We start from the raw sequence: 16687 nt of genomic DNA on the forward strand, positions 1-16687 counted from the left end.
CCGGGCATGCGAGGCTCACGGCATGCGGATCGCTCACGCTGGAGCCCACGTCTTGGACGACCTCTGGGCCTCGACCCTCGACGGCATCGGTTTCGACCTTCGCCACAGGGAGGTGACCCTCGAAGGCCACGCCGTAGACGATGGCGTCCGAACCCAGTTCACGCTCCTGGCCATGGGGTTAACCCGCTTCGAGCACAGCGCACAGACACCGACGCCCTGGAACTACGCGGAGCTGACCGAAGCTCACTTGGAGGTAGACGAAGAGGGCGTCGACCTGAGCTGGTGCTGTGGGAGGAGTGCAACTCGCTTCGTCTGCGTTGCACTGGGTTGCTCCGCGACGGCATTCTCATCGCCGGTTCGGATGACGGAGAGCAAGCGGACCAGAGCCGCTCGTACCGGTCTGTCTCCGTCGCGATGGGGCCACGCGTCAAACCGCCCGTACCGTCCGGGGCGCCTCACCCCGCCGCTTGCGGGAACAGCGAGACGCCCTGCATCCGCACCGGCTGGCTCGCCCCGCGGCCTAGGACGGCAACTCGTCGGCGCGTTCCTCGAGCAATGCCTCGGGGGCAGTCAACCGCCACGCCTCGAAGCTGAGCTCGGCCAGCTCGTCGCGCTCAACGCCTTCAAGATGGACGACGACCCAGCCGAAGCCTCCCGAGGTGAACTGCACCTCGAAGACGTCCGGGCGCTCGGCCACCAGAGAGAGCTGCTCGACGATCGTCTGCTTCAACCCGACCGTTCGGGTCGCGGGCCAGAGGTAGCCGAAAGCACGGCTATCGACGTCGAACCGGAGCCACTTGTCCCGGTCGGATCGGCTGACACCGGGAAGCTGGGAAACCAGGTCGAGGAAGTCAGGGATCTCGCAGGGCACGACCGTCATCATGCCGCGGACGGCGCACGGTCATTCGATGAGCCGTCGTCGTTCCAGTCGCGTCAATTCGCCGCGATTCCCTTCGTATGCGGGCTCAACCGATATGCGGGCGGCGGCCGTCCGGTTCGGGCGCGCCGTGCACAACTCGGAGCACCGCGGGGTAGAAATAGCGCTCTTCGCCCTCGGCCTGCACCTCGAGCAAGACCGTCAGGCGTCCCCACAGCGCTGCCAGCGTCCCAGCGTCCTCCGGCGGGATCTCGTTCGAGCAGCGCGGACCGGCGGCGCTGCTCGTGGTGCTGGAACGGGATCTCCTCGGTCATGTCCGCGGCAGAACGGTTCCCTCTGGATATCCCCGCGACACCTCCGGACAGCGAACCGGCGACTGACCGCGACCGTCTACGACCTCGCCCCAGCCATCAGGTGACACCGCTCCGGGGTGGTGTCGACGATGCGGGTGGTCAGGCCGCGGCTCGGCCCCCGAACACCCGCCACGCCGATCTGATACCCGGAACCAGGGCAGGCACGCGCGCCGCGTAATCGTCGTACGCGCTCCCGAACGTCCGCCGCAGGTCCCGCTCCTCGAAGCGGAGTCCGACGGCGATGTACGCCGTCGTCGCCGCGGCGAAGAGCAGATGTCCCGAACTCATGCGAGGCGTCGCCCAGAACGCGATCAGCAGCCCGAGCATCAACGGGTGGCGCACGAGGGCGTGCAGGCCTGTCGTGGTCAGGTTGGCCGGCATGGCCGGACGGGGTGCGCCCCAGCCAGCCTGGCGCAGGCCGGTGAGCTCGAGATGGTCGACCGCGTACGTCGCGGCGGCTGCCAGCACCCAGCCCAGCGCACACACCGACCACAACAGCACGGCCGCCGTGCCGCCGACGTCCCAGACGCGCCCGCCCCAGGGTTGCCACAGCAGGAGCAGGACGATGAGGGAGGCGTCTGCGGCAAGGACGTACGTCGCCCGCTCGAGCTGCTCCGGGATCCGGCGACGCAGCCAGGCTTTGACGGGCCGGCGCGCCATCACAGAGTGCTGCAGCGCGAAGAGCAGCACCAGCGCCAGGTCGATTCCGATCGCCGCGCCGCGTGCGACCCGGATGGGCCCGTCGACCGTGCGGGGCACCACCACGCCGGCCAGGAAGGCGACCGTCCACAGCATCACAGCGTTGAACGCCATCCAGCCGGCAGCGGAGAGTACGAGGGAAGCGAAGCGTCGAGTCATGGGTCCACGCTCGCCGGTCGGCAGAGCCCGGCGCAGCCGTGGAACTACCGCACTTGCGGCGCAGATGGTGGCGTCGCGACATGCCAGGCGGCGACCTGCGCTCGGGAACGGAACCCAAGCCGCAGCCGGATCCGTTCGAGGTGCGACTCGACTGACCGCTCGCTGATCCCGAGCCGGCCGGCGACGTCGCGATTGGTCAGCCCCTCCGCCACCAGAGCCGCCACTTCTCGCTGGCGGGCGGTGAGCCCGGTCGGTACGTCGCGGCGCAGCGCCGGCAGCCCGAGGAAGCGGCGAGCCTCGCGCACCACTGACGCCGCGTCCCCGATGGCGGGCAGGTGTGAGCGCCCCTCGAGCTCGACGAACATGGCGCCGGTGATCCCGTTGGCGAGCGCTCTGCCCTGCGCGATCGGGGCGGCGCGGTCCTGGCGACGGTGCAGCACCAGGGTCGGTGACCGTACCTGCGGGAGTGAGACTTGGATGTCCAGCTCGTAGGCCAGGCGCAGCAGTGCGACCGCTGTCGCCGCCGAGGAGGCCGCCCGTTGGTAGGCAGCCAGCGCCGCTCGTGTCCCAGCGTCCGCCTCGGGAGCGAACAGGTCCGTGAGCAGATCCGAGCCCAACCCCCAGCTGGCGCCCAGCAGGCCGAGCACGTGATGGCGGCTCGCCTCATCCCCGATTGCCGTACCGGTGGCCCAGCCCCCATAGAGCACGAGCCGCTCGAGCGTCTCCGGCCTCTCGGCAGCCCACTGGGCTGCAACGACCGCACCGAGCGAGAAGCCCAGCACGTCGAAGCGCTCCATCCCGACAGCCTCGGCGACGGCGGCGATGGTGGCCAGCTCGAGCGCCATCGTTCGGGGACCGGTGTAGGGGTCGGAGAGCCCGCAGCCGGGCCGGTCGTAGCGCACGAGCGTCCGCCCCTGGGCGAGGGACTCGTAGAACGCACGCTCCGCGGGCACCGCCCAACCCAGCTCCACGTGACTGAGCCAGCCGGGTACGACGAGCAGGAAGGGGCCGTCCCCGCTCGTGGCGTAGGCAACCCTCTCGCGGCGCGGGAGCTGCGCCCACCCGAGCGTGGGCGGGCGAGTTCTCGCGACGGTCATCCCTCATTCTGCGACGGATCGCCGCGAGCTGCTCAGAGTTGGCGGGCCCGCCGTCGACGCTGCCGTGCCATCGGCCTCGGCATGGTCGCTCTCCGCCCCATTCGCCGGTTCGCTCAGGTGCCGCAGTAGGTGGTGTAGCGGCCGAAGCCCTCGGGAGCTGGTACGGCGTATCGCTCCAGGCCGGGCCGCTCGGTCCAGGGATCACGCACCACCTCGACCAGCTGCCGCACCGGGGCGAGGTCACCGGCGGTGGCAGCGTCCAGGGCCTCCTCCACCAGATGGTTGCGCGGTATGTAGAGCGGGTTCGTACGGTCGAGGAGACTGCCCTCAGGGGACAGGGCAAGCCAGCGGGCGAGCCAGTCGTCGATGCCGACCAGGTCGAGGAAGAGCCCACGCACCTGGTCGACGTCGCCACGGACGGCCGAGCCCAGGGCACGGAAGCCGCTGGTCCAGTCGACGTGGTCGGCGCGCAGGAGCTGGACGAACTCCGCCGCCAGCTCGTCGGCGCCGTCGGCGCCATCGGCGGCGGTCCGGGACAGCCCGAGCTTGGCGCGGAGGCCGGTCGACCAGGCGGCGGAGTAGGTCGGTGCGAAGCCGCCCAACGACTCGACGGCCAGCGCGACGGCGGTGTCCTGCTCGTCGGCCAGCAGCGGGAGGAGGCTCTCGGCGAAACGCGCTAGGTTCCACTGCGCGGCGGCGGGTTGGTTGCCGTAGGCGTAGCGCCCACCGGTGTCGATGGAGCTGAAGACCGTGGCGGGATCGAATGCCTCCATGAAGGCGCACGGCCCATAGTCGATGGTCTCGCCCGAGATCGTCATGTTGTCGGTGTTCATCACGCCGTGGACGAACCCGAGGAGCATCCAGCGCGCCATGAGCTCGGCCTGCGTGACGACGACGCTCTCGAACAGGGCGCGGTAAGGGTGCTCGGCGGTGGCTGCCGCCGGATGGTGACGCTCGATGGCGAAGTCGGCCAACCTGCGCAGCAGACCGAGGTCACCGGTGGCGGCGGCGTACTGGAAGGTGCCGACGCGCAGGTGGCTGCTCGCCACCCGTGCGAGCACCGCACCGGGCAGGACGGTCTCGCGGTGCACCGGCCGCCCAGTGGCGACCACCGCGAGCGCGCGGGTGGTCGGTACGCCGAGGGCGTGCATGGCTTCGCCCACGACGTACTCACGCAACATCGGTCCGACCGCGGCCAGACCATCGCCGCCGCGGGAGAACGGCGTGCGGCCGGAGCCCTTCAGGTGCAGGTCGCGAAGGCGTCCCTCGCGGTCCCTGAGCTCCCCGAGCAGCAGCGCCCGACCGTCGCCCAACCGGGGCGAGTAGCCGCCGAACTGGTGGCCGGCGTACGCCTGCGCCACCGATGTCGCGCCGGGAGGAACCCGGGTGCCGGTGAGCAGACCCAGACCCTCCGAGGTGCGCAGCTCCACCGGGTCGAGCCCGAGCTCGAGCGCGAGCTCGTCGTTCAGCAGGAGCAGGCGGGGATCCGGGGTCTCGGCCGCCTGCCAAGGCACCGCCAGCTCGCCCAGCTCGTCGGCGAACCGGTGTTGAAAGACGGTCGTTGCGGAGCCGGTGGTCACTCACAAAGCGTACGGACCGGGCCGCACCACCTCAGGCGCTGCACAGCGTCCGTCCGCTACATCACTGCTCACCAGCGTTGAGCAGATCCGCTCCCGGATCTCGTGGGCCAACTGTTCAGGTGCAGCCTCCGATACCAAGACGCTCCACGCGCCATCAGCCACCCGCACCTCGACGGCTTGACTCACGGAGTCCCCGGAAGCGATCGAGCCTTCGCGACTTCCGCTCCCTTGGGCAACGCCCGCCGAGGCCCCGAAGCGGCTCACGGCGTCGCACGATGCGAACTCGGCGTCCTTCTCGCTCGGTGCGGGCTCGGGGCACAATGCTGGTGTGAGCCGCGCGGCGCCGACCCGATGGCTCGCCGCGTGCGGCGCGGCCGCCCTGGCGGCGGTCGTGGTCGTGGGCGGGTACGGCGCCGGCTGGGGGTGGACCGGGCTGTCGTCCCACGTGACGCTGTGGGACTGGCTGGAGGCGCTGGCCCTGCCGGTCACCGTCGGACTGCTACCGCTCATGCTGCGCCACCGCACACGCCTCGGCCCCAGCCACAAGGCACTCGGCATCACCGCCTTCCTAGGCTTCGCCACGCTCGTCCTGGCCGGCTACCTCGTGCCTTGGCCGTGGACAGGCTTCACCGGCAACACACTCTGGGACTGGCTGACCCTCGCTCTCCTCCCGATCGTGCTTGCCACCTCGACCCTGTGGCGAGCGCCGCCGCGGTGGACCACGCGCCACGCGGGGATGTTGACCGTGGCAGTCGCGGCCGTGGTGGTGATCGTGACCGCGGGTTACCTGGTGCCGTGGGCGTGGACCGGTTTCACCGGCAACACCGCCTGGGATTGGACCAAGCTGCTACTGCTCCCCCTGCTGATTCCCGTCGTCGTGACGCCACGCCTGTTGAGGGCGCTCGAGGGCTGGATCACCGCCGCCCCACGCGCCTGACCTGTGCGGACCGCATTCTGCTACTCGAGGTTGCGCTCCACCTCGGCACCGCCACTGCAAGACGGTGCGCAGCTGGCGCAGCTGCACGCGAGGGCCACCGCGGGTGATCAGTCGACGGCGGCGACGGCGGCGAGGTCGTCGCGGGCATGGCCGGCGTCGGCGGCAGCGCTCAGCCGCTGCTCGAGTAGGGCGAGGAGCGGAGTCTGTCGTACTTGCTGGAGCAGTCGGACGTCCTTCAGCGCCAGCTCGACGGGGAAGCCGGCGGCGTACTCCTGCTGGGTCATCATCTGTGCCTTCTGCAGCGCGTACGGCATGCCGAGGGGCCCGTCGGTGAGCACCTCGAGCAGTGCCCGCCGCGGTACGCCGAGACCCTCGCTCGCCGCCAGCGCGTCGGCCATCGCGATGGTTGCTGCGCTCATCCAGGCGTTGACGACGAGCTTGAGGCGGCTCGCCTGCTGCTCCTCGCCGATCAGCAGGACGCGCTCGCCGAGGGAGTCGAGCACCGGGTGCGCCAGGTCGAGGGCCTTGCCGGGGCCCGCCACCAGCCAGGTCAGCGAACCGCTGCGGGCCGGACCGGTGCTGCCCGAGACGGGGGCGTCGAGCAGGAAGATGTCGTGCTCGTCGGCCAGGTCGCGCAGGCGGTCGGCCCACTCGGCCCCGACCGTCGAGGCCTGCACCCACACCGCGTCGCCGCTCATGGACGGGAGCATCTGCTCGGCGGTCGCCTGGACCGCCTCACCGTCGGTGAGCATCGTGATGACCACGGGTACGTCGCTCACCGCCGTCGCGAGGTCCCCGGTGACGGCGATGCCCTCGTCGGCAAGCGGAGCGAGCCGCTCGGGGCTGCGGTTCCAGACGGTGACGTCGTGGTCGGTCTCGGCCAGGCGCATCGCCATCGCCGTACCCATGTGTCCGGCGCCGAGCATCGTGACCTTCATCGTCGTCTCCTGACGATCGCTTGCGGATGCTGGTCGGTACCCGAGGCCGTCGGTTTGAAGTCTCCGCGGTTGCTGACTACCAGGGCGATCCGGTGTTCCCGCAGGTCAGAGGGAACGTGCCATCGGCAGGGCTCAGCCCTCGCCGACGGAGCCTGACATCGCCGCGACATCGTGCGGCAGCGCAGCGGCGGGAGGCTTGATCGGCTCGTCGACCCGCTCGACGACGATCCGGCGTACGACCTGGGTGATCGCGGCGCTCACCGCCTCCGGCGTCTCGCCCTCCATGCCATCGAGGTGCTCGAGGATCCAGTCGCGGAGCTGGGCGCTGAGCCGGTCGATCGCCGCGGCACCTCGCGGTGTCACGGTGAGGTCCCGGAGGTCGCCGGCGACGTACCCGCCGGCGACCAGCTGTGTGAACAGCGGCTCGAGCACGGCTGGTGGCAGGTAGCGGGACCTGGCGATCGCCGTCACGTCCGCGCCGCGGCCGGCGGCGGTGAGTCCGTGCACCTGGACCAGGGCCCAGATCGAGGCCGCGTCCATGCCGGCCCCTGTCGACTCGAGCACCTCGAGGACGTGGTCGCGGTGGCGGCCGTAGAGGAGGTTCGCGATCCGCCGCGAGAGGATCTCCACGTTGGGCAGGGACTCCGGTGCGCCGAAGCCGCTGCCGAGGTCGCTCGCCACCGGGGCGAGGCTGTCGGCGAGCTTGACCTGGGGCAGGAGCAGCGCCAGGAAGAAGGCCACCAGCGCGACCGGCGCGGCCCAGAGGAAGACGTGCGAGAGCGCCTCGGAGTAGGCCTCCACGATCGGTCGGATCACGCTGTCGTCCAAGGCGTGCAGGGCTCCGGGCGTGGCCAGCTGGGCAGGGGTCACCCCGGGGGTCTGCGCGATCGCGGCCGGCAGCCGGTCGCTGAGGAAGTTCGCATACAGCGTCCCGAAGATCGCCGAGCCGAAGGCGCTGCCCATCGTGCGGAAGAACGTCACTCCCGACGTCGCGACCCCCAGCTTCGCGTACGGCACCGAACCCTGCACGATGATCGTCAGCACCTGCATGCTCAGCCCGATCCCGAGGCCCAGCACGAACAGGTAGAGGTCGGCGGTCCAGCCGGGGGTGTCGGGATCCATCCGGGAGAGCAGGAAGAGCCCGAGCGCCATGACCAGCGATCCGACGACCGGGAAGATCTTGTAGCGGCCGGTCTTGCCGACGATGTTGCCGGCCAGGACCGAGGTGATCAGCAGCCCGATCACCAGCGGCACCATCCGCAGGCCCGAGGCGGTCGCCGAGTCGCCCTCGACGTACTGGAAGAACGTCGGCAGGAACGTCATCGAGCCCATCATCGTGAACCCGACGACGAAGCTCAGGCTGCAACAGACGGTGAAGACCGCCGACCGGAAGAGCCCCATCGGGAGGATCGGCTCCTCCACGCGCAGCTCGTAGACGACGAACACCGCAAGGATCGCGACCCCCGCGACGATCAGGCCGATGATCTGCCACGATCCCCACGGGTACGTCGTGCCACCCCAGCTGGTCGCGAGCACCAGCGCGGCCGCTCCGGCCGAGACCGCGACCATGCCGACGAAGTCGATCTTGGGACGCGCACCACCCGGCACCTGCGGGATGAAGCGCCTGGCGGCGATGATGACCACGATCGCGAGCGGGACGTTGACGTAGAAGCACCAGCGCCAGCTCAGCTGGTCGGTGAACAGGCCGCCCAGGAACGGCCCGATGACCGTGGCGACGCCGAATACCGCGCCCAGCCCGCCCTGGAACTTGCCGCGCTCCCGCAACGGGATGATGTCGGCGATCAGCGCCGCCGCCGTGACGGTCAGGCCGCCGGCGCCCAGGCCTTGGATCGAGCGGGAGACGATCAGCCAGGTCATCCCCTGCGCGAGGCCGCACATCGCCGAGCCCGCGATGAAGACCATCACGCTGATCTGGAAGACGAGCTTGCGGCCGAACTGGTCGCCGAGCTTCCCCACGACGGCCGTCACGGCGGTCTGGGCGAGCAGGTACGCCGTGACCACCCACGACATGTGCGTCCCACCACCGAGGTCACCCACGATCGTCGGCAGCGCCGTGGCCACGATGGTGCTGTCCAGCGCCGCCAGCAGCATGCCGAGCGCGATCGTCGCGAAGGCGATCGTGCGCGCCCGGCCGGTGAGGATCCGGGGTGCGTGCGGTCCGGGAGCAGGTGCGACGGCAGTGGCGGCCATGAGACCAGACTTCATCTGCTGAGGACGTTGGCCCTCACCCGGCACGGGTGACACTGGTGGCTCTCGGCAGCCGCGACACGGTCCGAACCGTGCTCCTCGTGTCGGACCCGCCGGTAGCGCGGAGGTGGGTGGACGATGGGACGCCCCGTCCGACCGCCCGAGAGATGATCGATGACCCGTAGAGCACCGCGCCAGGACTTCGACGAGAGCGCCGCCAGGGTCGACGCCGCCTCCGACCACGCTGCCGGCGTGAAGGCGGTCGGGATCGCGTTGAAGCGGGCCTACGACGAGATGGGGGCCGCTCGCTCGGCGCGGACCCTGCTCAAGCTGAACCAGGCCGACGGCTTCGACTGCCAGGGCTGCGCCTGGCCCGACCCCGACGTGAAGTATCGGCACAGCGCCGAGTTCTGCGAGAACGGTGCCAAGGCGGTCGCCGAGGAGGCGACGCTGCGCCGGGTGGGGCCCGACTTCTTCGCCGAGCACTCGGTGGTGCAGCTGCGCGAGCGGACCGACCACTGGCTGGGCCAGCAGGGCCGGATCACCCATCCGATGGTGCTGCGGGCAGGTGCGACGCACTACGAGCCGGTGGCGTGGGAGGAGGCCTTCGCGCTGGTCGGGCGCCACCTCAACGCGCTGGCCAGCCCGGACGAGGCGATCTTCTACACCTCCGGCAATGTCTCCAACGAGGCGGCGTTCGCCTTCCAACTGTTCGTACGGGCCTACGGCACCAACAACCTGCCTGACTGCTCGAACATGTGCCACGAGTCGACCTCGGTGGGGCTCGCTGAGGTGATCGGGATCGGCAAGGGCTCGGTCAGCCTCGAGGACATCCACCGCGCCGACCTGATCGTGGTGGCCGGCCAGAACCCGGGCACCAACCACCCCCGGATGCTCAGTGCGCTGGAGGAGGCCAAGGGCCGCGGCGCCAAGATCCTGGCGATCAACCCGTTGCGGGAGGCAGGTCTGGTCCGCTTCAAGAACCCGCAGCGGGCGCGTGGCCTGGTCGGCCACGGTACGGCGCTGGCCGACCTCCACCTGCCCGTGCGGCTGGGCGGCGACCTCGCCCTCTTCCAGGCCATCGGCAGTCTGCTGCTGGAGTGGGGTGCCGTCGACCGCGACTTCATCGCCGGGCACACCCACGGCTTCGAGGAGTGGGCGGCGAGCATCGCGAAGCTCGACTGGCCCGACGTCCACGAGTCGACGGGGCTCTCCCGCGAGCAGATCGTCCAGGCGGCGCAGATGCTGCGCGACTCGGCTGCGACGGTCTTCTGCTGGGCGATGGGGATCACCCAGCACCGCAACGGCGTCGCGACGGTCAAGGAGATCGCCAACCTCGCCTTCCTGCAGGGCAGCATCGGCCGACCCGGCGCGGGCCTGTGCCCGGTGCGCGGGCACTCGAACGTGCAGGGCGACCGGACGATGGGCATCTGGGAGCGGCCGCAGGCCTGGTTCCTGGATGCCCTCGAGGCCGAGTTCGGCTTCGACCCGCCCCGCGAGCACGGGTACGACGCGGTCAGCGCGACGACGGCGCTGCTCGAGGGTCGGGCGAAGGTCTTCTTCGGGATGGGCGGCAACTTCGTCTCGGCGATGCCCGACACCCTGGTCGTCGAGCGGGCGATGGCCGGCGTCGACCTCACCGTGCACGTCTCGACCAAGCTCAACCGCTCCCACCTCTCGCACGGCGCCGAGGCGCTGATCCTGCCCGCGATGGGTCGCAGCGAGCGCGACCTCACCGGCGGCCGAGAGCAGCGGGTGACGGTGGAGGACTCGATGAGCGCGGTGCACGCCTCCCGAGGCCCGCTCGAGCCGGCCTCGGTCCACCTCAGGTCGGAGGTCGACATCGTCTGCTCGGTGGCCGAGGCGACCCTGGCAGGTCGCACCGACGCGACGGGGCAGCTCCCGTGGCGCGAGTTCCGCGCCGACTACGCCGCGATCCGCCGGCGCATCGCTCGCGTCGTACCAGGGTTCCAGGGGTTCGAGGAGCTGATCGACAGGCCCGGCGGGTTCGTGCTGCCACACCCGCCGCGGGACAGCCGGACGTTCCCGACCACGAACGGGAAGGCGAACTTCACCGCGACGCCGCTCTCGGTGATCCGGGTCCCGGCGGGACGGCTGCTGCTCCAGACGTTCCGCTCCCACGACCAGTTCAACACCACGATCTACGACCTCAACGACCGCTACCGCGGTATCAAGGGCGGCCGTCGGGTCGTGTTCGTCAACGCCGAGGACATCGCCGAGCTCGGGCTCGCCGACGGGCAGCTGGTCGATCTGATCAGCGAGTGGGAGGACGGCTCCACCAGGAGCGTGCCCAGCTTCCGGGTCGTGTCCTACGACCAGCCCCGCGGCTGCGCGGCGGCGTACTACCCGGAGGCGAACCCGCTCGTCCCGCTCACCCACACCGCCGCGGGCAGCAACCAGCCGGCCTACAAGTCGGTCGTCATCCGGATCGTGCCCGCGGCCGATCCGACGGCGAGGCCGAACAGCGACGCCGGCACGATCACCCTGCCCGCCGCACTCCCTGCCGCGCTCCCCGTCGGCGCAGTCGCCGGACCCGGTCCCTCGCTGTGACGCGAGGCACACGCGTCGGACCGGTTGCGCACAGAATCACCGGATCCGGGTGACCACACCGGTACGCAGGCGGAGAAGTCTCGGGCGCAGGCAGCCGCTGGAGCTGCCGCAGATCTGATCCGGACCCGCGGGCGAGACAGCCCGACCGATCACGGGCCGGCGGGAGGAGACCCCGATGGTGCAGCCGCTCCTGACCAATGGTCAGTACCCGTTGTTGGACGTGTTCTGGACGATGATGTGGTTCTTCTTATGGATCCTGTGGATCTTCCTTCTCGTCCGGATCCTGACCGACGTCTTCCGTGCCGACGACCTCAGCGGTTGGGGCAAGGCGCTGTGGACGATCCTTCTCATCATCCTGCCCTACCTCGGCGCCCTGATCTATCTGATCGCCCGAGGCGGCTCGATGCACCGCCGCGACGTGCAGCACGCGGAGGATGCGGACGAGAGGATGAAGGCCTATGTGCGATCCGCTGCCGGGACCTCGGCCAGCAGTGCGGACGAGCTGGCGAAGCTGGCCGACCTGCGTGAGCGGGGTGTTCTCACCGACGCGGAGTACGAGGCCCAGAAGTCGAAGGTGCTGCAGGGCTGAGAGCCTGCGGGACCGGCAACGGAAACGCCCCACCAGCCGAGGCTGATGGGGCGTTGCGTTGTGGCCACGTGCGTAACGGGCAGGGAACAGGTAACCGGTGTCGAGCACGGCAAACCTGGATCAGCCGGACGATGGCCCGGAACCGGGTCAGCCGCGGTGCAGTCTGAGGAGGAGTGCGGGTGCCAGAGCCCACGCCCGAGCAGCAGGCGCAGCTTGATCGCGCCCTCGACGTACTGCCGGCCCGCTTCCGTCGTCTCGCCGCCCGGCTGATCGACACCTGGCCGGCGCGGGTCGGCCTCGGGGTGGCGTGGAGCCTGCAGCGGATCGAGATCTTCGACCGCGCGATGGCCGTGGCGGCCCAGCTGTTCACCTCGGTCTTCCCGCTCCTCATCCTGCTGGCGTCGTGGTTCGGCGATGCCAGCCACGACCTCTCCAAGACGTTGGGTACGCCGCCCGCGGCCGAGGCCCAGGTCGACGCTGCCCTGAAGGATTCCGGCTCCGCCACCTTCGGCGTCATCGGGGCGATCATCGTGCTCGCCTCGGCCACCAGCCTCTCGCGCGCGCTGACGCGTGCCTTCGCCGCGATCTGGCTGCTCTCGCGGCCCAGGAGCAGTCCGGCCCTGGCGTGGCGGTGGATCGCCGTCGTGCTGGCGATCGCGCTCTCGCTGATCGTGCTCCGGCAAGCCCAGGCCTTCGCCGACGGCATCCCGCCGCACGACGTGTGGAGCGTGGTCGTCTCGCTGGTGATGCTCTGCGCGCTCGGCATGTTCGTGCCCTGGCTGCTGCTCACCGGGACCGTCTCGGCGCGGGCCCTGTTCCCGGGGGCGATCCTGTTCGCGATCGTGATGATGATCGCCCGGCCCTTCACCACCCTGTGGCTCAGCCGATCGCTGGAGACCAGCGCCGACCGATACGGCTCGATCGGTGTCGCCTTCACCTACCTGGCGTGGCTCTACGTGATCGCCTGGATCTTCCTCGCCACGGCGGTGCTCGGGCAGGTGCTCGTCACCGACGGGGGCAGGATCGGACGCTGGCTCGCCGGCCCCGAGCCGCTGATCCGCCCGGAGCGCGACGACTCCGTCACCCGCGTCCTGGTCGACGACGAGCCCTGACCGCGGTACGCCGCGGTCAGGGCTGTCGCGATCAGACGCCCTCGAAGAGGCCCTCCGCCAGCGGCGTCGGCGAGCCGAACCGGTGCGCGGTGATCGCCACGGCCTGCTCGTGCAGGAAGGTCAGCAGCTCGACACGGCCCGCCTCGACCACCGGCTGCGCGTAGAGCGCCACGTCGACCCGGCCCTGGCTCTGCTCGGCGAAGGTGGCGCGGTCGCCGCCCAGGAGCCGGACGCGGTGCGGGGCCGAGGAGCCGCGCAGCACGGCCATCCAGGTCTCCGCAGGCTGCACCTCGTACGCCGCACCGGCCGCGCGGACCAGCTCGGCGACACCCTGCTCCAGCGGCTCAGCCGTCGAGACGGTGACCTCGGAGCCGGCCGTGACGCCGGCAGCGAGGACGCGGACCAGCTCGTCGAGCGGCGCGCCGTCGTACCTGATGGTGACGGGGACGGGGAGGTAGCGCAGCACGTTCTTCTCCGCGCTCAGGCCGCTGATGTCGCGCGCCCGGCCGAACTCCAGGATCCAGGCGGTGGCGTCCGAGCCAGCACCGCGGGCGATCAGGCCGCGCTCGTCGAGACGCAGCGCGGTGGCGCGCTCGACCAGCCGCTGCGCCGCGGAGGCTGGTCGCTCGAGGCGCGTCGCCGTGGTGGGGGCCCAGTCGGAGAGCCCGACCAGGTAGTTGGGGCCGCCCGCCTTGGTGCCGGCGCCGACGGCCGACTTCTTCCAGCCGCCGAACGGCTGGCGACGCACGATCGCGCCGACGGTGGTGCGGTTGACGTAGGCGTTGCCCGCCTCGACCCGGTCGATCCAGGTCTCGATCTCGGCACGCTCCAGCGAGTGCAGGCCGGCGGTGAGGCCGTAGTCGACGGCGTTCTGCAGCGAGATCGCCTCCTCCAGGCTGTCGGCGCTCATCAGACCCAGCACGGGGCCGAAGTACTCGGTCAGGTGGAACGCCGAGCCGGGCCGTACGCCGACCTTCACACCCGGCGACCAGAGCTGGCCCTCGACGTCGAGCCGCTGCGGCTGGACCAGCCAGGACTCACCCGGCTGGAGCGTGGTCAGCGCGTCGTGCAGCTTGCCGGCCGCCGGCTCGATGAGCGGACCGACCTGGGTGGTGGGGTCGCTGGGCAGGCCGACCTTGAGCGAGGTGACGGCGTCGACCAGCTGGTCGTGGAAGCGCTTCGAGGTGGCGACCGAGCCGACCAGGATGCCGAGCGAGGCGGCCGAGCACTTCTGGCCCGCGTGGCCGAACGCGCTCTGGACGAGGTCCTTGGCAGCCAGGTCGAGGTCGGCGTTCGGGGTGATCACGATGGCGTTCTTGCCCGAGGTCTCACCGAGCAGCGGCAGGTCCTGCCGGAAGGAACGGAAGAGCTCGGCGGTCTCGAAGGCACCGGTGAGGATCAGCCGGTCGACGAGCGGGCTGGCCACCAGCGTCCTGCCTGCTTCGTTCTCGGGGACGTCCACCAGCCGGAGCACGTCCTTCGGTACGCCGGCCGCCCACAGCGTCTCGGCGATGAGCGCGCCGCAGCGCTTGGCCTGGGGCGCCGGCTTCATCACGACCGCGGAGCCGGCCGCGAGCGCGGCCGCGACGCCGCCCGTCGGGATGGCGAGCGGGAAGTTCCACGGCGGGGTGACCACCGTCAGCCCGACCGGCACCTGGGTGGCACCGTCCACCTCGTCCAGCGCCTCGGCCAGGTCGGCGTAGTAGTTGAGGAAGTCGATCGCCTCGGAGACCTCGGGGTCGCCTTGGTCGAGCGTCTTGCCGCACTCGCTGCCGGCGACCTCGAGCAGGTGCGGGCGGCGGCGCTCCATCTCCACGGCCGCGGCCCGCAGCAGCGCGGCCCGCTCGGCGGCCGGTCGCCGACCCCAGGCCACGCCGGCGGTACGCGTGTCGATCAGGATCTCCTCGACCCCGCGTACGTCGCCCACAGCCGACGCGGCGATCGTCGCCTCGCCGAGGTCCGAGGTGGCGATCCGGCCGATGATGTCGCTGCCCCAGGCACGGTTGCCGGGCAGCGACGGGTCGGTGTCGGGGGTGTTCTCGAAGCGGCTGAGCGGCGTGGTGGTCACCGGCCGACGCCGGTCCTGCGTGCGGTTGGGCGTCGGGACGGTGTCGTCGACGGCTGCCAGCGCGGTGACGAACCGGTCCCGCTCGCGGCGGTAGAGGGCCGAGTCGTCCCGGATGTCGAAGACCGCCGACATGAAGTTCTCCTGGCTGGCCCCCTCCTCGAGTCGGCGCACGAGGTAGGCGATCGCGACGTCGAAGTCCTTCGGGTGCACCACCGGCACGTAGAGCAGCAGCCCGACGCCCTCCTGCTGCACGGTCTCGCGGACGGCCTCGGCCTGGCCCTCGGCCATGCCGAGCAGCATCTCGAACTCGACGCTGTCGCGCACGCCGCGCCGGCCGGCCAGGATCCAGGCGTAGGCGACGTCGAAGAGGTTGTGACCGGCGACGCCGAGGCGGATGTTGGCGGTCCGCTCCGGGACGAGCGCGTAGTCGAGGACGCGCTTGTAGTTGGTGTCCGACTCCTGCTTGGAGTCGCAGGTGGCCAGCGGCCAGCCGTAGAGGGAGGACTGGACCCGCTCCATCGGCAGGTTCGCGCCCTTGACCAGACGGACCTTGACCGCGGCGCCCCCACGCTGACGGCGGACGGCGGCCCAGTCCTGGAGCCGCATCATCGCGGCGAGGGCGTCGGGCAGGTAGGCCTGCAGCACGATGCCGGCCTCGAGACCGAGCAGGTCCTCGCGTTGCAGGATCCGGGTGAAGACCTCGATCGTGATGTCGAGGTCGTGGTACTCCTCCATGTCGAGGTTGATGAACTTGCGACGGCCCTGCGCGGTCTCGCTGGCGGCGTACTCGTAGAGCGGCAGCAGTCGCTCGATGACGTGCTCGACGGCCTGGTCGTAGGCCCAGGGGGAGTGCGGCGCGACCGGCGAGGAGACCTTGATCGAGACGTAGTCCACGTCCGGGCGCGCCAGCAGTCGCATGGTGCCCTCGAGGCGTCGGTCGGCCTCGGCCTGGCCGAGCACCGCCTCGCCGAGGAGGTTGATGTTGAGGTTCACGCTCCGCTCGCGGATCTGCGCGATCGAGTCACCCAGCTTGGCGTCGGTGGCGTCGATCAGCAAGTGACTGACCATCCTCCGCAGCACCTTGCGGGCGACCGGGATGACGAACCACGGTGCCACCACCGAGAGCATCGCGCCGAGGCGCAGCGCCGCCTTCTGGTACCACGGCAGGAACCGCGGCGTGATGGCGACCAGCTCGCGCAGTGCCTGGGCGGCGACCTGGGTGTCCTCGGGGCGGACGACCCGGTCGACGAAGCCGACGGTGAACTCCAGCCCGCGGGGGTCCTTCAGCACGGCGGCGAGGCGCTTGGCCGAGGCGTGGGTCGGCTTGGTCGCGGCGGTCTCGAGCCAGGCCCTGACCTGATTCTCGACATCGTCCAGGAGTCGGCTGTCGTCGTACTCGGTGGTCACGCTGGCACCTCGGGTCTTCTTCTGCGGGGACTGCTGCGGGGCCAGTATCAGGTCGGCCGTTCGTTAAGGAAAAGCGCCTGTTTCAGCCGTAT

11 protein-coding genes and 1 pseudogene are annotated in these 16687 nt (G+C 70.7%); 4 read left to right on the top strand and 8 right to left on the bottom strand.

Annotated elements, in window-relative coordinates; genetic code table 11:
- Positions 1-520: 520 nt before the first annotated feature.
- The 4 genes from H036_RS0107815 to H036_RS0107830 all read right to left on the bottom strand — a co-directional run bounded on the left by H036_RS0107815 (position 521) and on the right by H036_RS0107830 (position 4765).
- The gene (locus H036_RS0107815; protein WP_036487854.1) at positions 521-880 is read right to left on the bottom strand and encodes an MmcQ/YjbR family DNA-binding protein; all 360 of its coding nucleotides are present in this window, start codon (positions 878-880) and stop codon (positions 521-523) included.
- Between the two features lie 449 nt (positions 881-1329).
- Positions 1330-2088 (bottom strand): methyltransferase family protein, encoded by a 759-nt coding sequence (locus H036_RS0107820; protein ID WP_017934228.1) that lies wholly within the window; start codon positions 2086-2088, stop codon positions 1330-1332.
- A 44-nt stretch (positions 2089-2132) separates the two neighbouring features.
- Entirely contained in the window at positions 2133-3185 is a 1053-nt protein-coding gene (locus tag H036_RS0107825; protein WP_017934229.1) for an alpha/beta fold hydrolase, read from the bottom strand.
- Between the two features lie 113 nt (positions 3186-3298).
- Complete coding sequence (locus H036_RS0107830; protein WP_017934230.1) at positions 3299-4765, bottom strand: protein adenylyltransferase SelO; 1467 nt, start codon at positions 4763-4765, stop codon at positions 3299-3301.
- A 328-nt stretch (positions 4766-5093) separates the two neighbouring features.
- Here H036_RS0107830 and H036_RS0107835 point away from each other — a divergent pair, with 328 nt between their 5' ends.
- Positions 5094-5702 (top strand): hypothetical protein, encoded by a 609-nt coding sequence (locus H036_RS0107835; protein ID WP_017934231.1) that lies wholly within the window; start codon positions 5094-5096, stop codon positions 5700-5702.
- 107 nt (positions 5703-5809) lie between these two features.
- Here H036_RS0107835 and H036_RS26125 read toward each other — a convergent pair whose 3' ends face one another.
- The 3 genes and pseudogenes from H036_RS26125 to H036_RS0107845 form a co-directional block, all read right to left on the bottom strand.
- Positions 5810-6205: an NAD-binding protein gene (locus H036_RS26125; protein ID WP_332308791.1), complete on the bottom strand. Its 396-nt coding sequence runs from the start codon at positions 6203-6205 to the stop codon at positions 5810-5812.
- Positions 6179-6649, bottom strand: a pseudogene (locus H036_RS26130) (NAD(P)-dependent oxidoreductase); the annotation flags it as partial. The gene H036_RS26125 and the pseudogene H036_RS26130, both read right to left, overlap by 27 nt.
- Positions 6650-6772: 123 nt before the next feature.
- Positions 6773-8866 carry an MDR family MFS transporter gene (locus tag H036_RS0107845; RefSeq protein ID WP_269745919.1) on the bottom strand — a complete coding sequence of 698 codons (2094 nt, stop codon included), beginning with the start codon at positions 8864-8866 and terminating at the stop codon, positions 6773-6775.
- Between the two features lie 156 nt (positions 8867-9022).
- On the opposite strand from H036_RS0107845, the gene H036_RS0107850 reads away from it, so the two are divergent.
- From H036_RS0107850 to H036_RS22140, 3 genes are all read left to right on the top strand, one after another.
- Positions 9023-11419 (top strand): FdhF/YdeP family oxidoreductase, encoded by a 2397-nt coding sequence (locus H036_RS0107850; protein ID WP_017934234.1) that lies wholly within the window; start codon positions 9023-9025, stop codon positions 11417-11419.
- A 175-nt stretch (positions 11420-11594) separates the two neighbouring features.
- On the top strand, positions 11595-12008 hold the full coding sequence (locus tag H036_RS0107855) for an SHOCT domain-containing protein (protein WP_017934235.1): 414 nt from the start codon (positions 11595-11597) through the stop codon (positions 12006-12008).
- A gap of 179 nt (positions 12009-12187) precedes the next feature.
- Positions 12188-13120 (top strand): YihY/virulence factor BrkB family protein, encoded by a 933-nt coding sequence (locus tag H036_RS22140; RefSeq protein WP_017934236.1) that lies wholly within the window; start codon positions 12188-12190, stop codon positions 13118-13120.
- Between the two features lie 31 nt (positions 13121-13151).
- Here the strand turns inward: H036_RS22140 and H036_RS0107865 are convergent, their stop codons facing one another.
- Entirely contained in the window at positions 13152-16595 is a 3444-nt protein-coding gene (locus H036_RS0107865; RefSeq protein ID WP_017934237.1) for a bifunctional proline dehydrogenase/L-glutamate gamma-semialdehyde dehydrogenase, read from the bottom strand.
- Between the last annotated feature and the right edge of the window lie 92 nt (positions 16596-16687).

Source organism: Nocardioides sp. Iso805N (genome assembly GCF_000364605.1).
In the GTDB taxonomy this organism is placed as follows: Bacteria; Actinomycetota; Actinomycetes; order Propionibacteriales; family Nocardioidaceae; genus Nocardioides.

Excerpts from the sequence above, each read along its gene's own strand:
- H036_RS0107815 (WP_036487854.1), bottom strand. The coding sequence starts at position 880 with ATGACGGTCGTGCCCTGCGAGATCCCTGACTTCCTCGACCTGGTTTCC.
- H036_RS0107820 (WP_017934228.1), bottom strand. The coding sequence starts at position 2,088 with ATGACTCGACGCTTCGCTTCCCTCGTACTCTCCGCTGCCGGCTGGATG.
- H036_RS0107825 (WP_017934229.1), bottom strand. The coding sequence starts at position 3,185 with ATGACCGTCGCGAGAACTCGCCCGCCCACGCTCGGGTGGGCGCAGCTC.
- H036_RS0107845 (WP_269745919.1), bottom strand. The coding sequence starts at position 8,866 with ATGAAGTCTGGTCTCATGGCCGCCACTGCCGTCGCACCTGCTCCCGGA.
- H036_RS0107850 (WP_017934234.1), top strand. The coding sequence starts at position 9,023 with ATGACCCGTAGAGCACCGCGCCAGGACTTCGACGAGAGCGCCGCCAGG.
- H036_RS0107855 (WP_017934235.1), top strand. The coding sequence starts at position 11,595 with ATGGTGCAGCCGCTCCTGACCAATGGTCAGTACCCGTTGTTGGACGTG.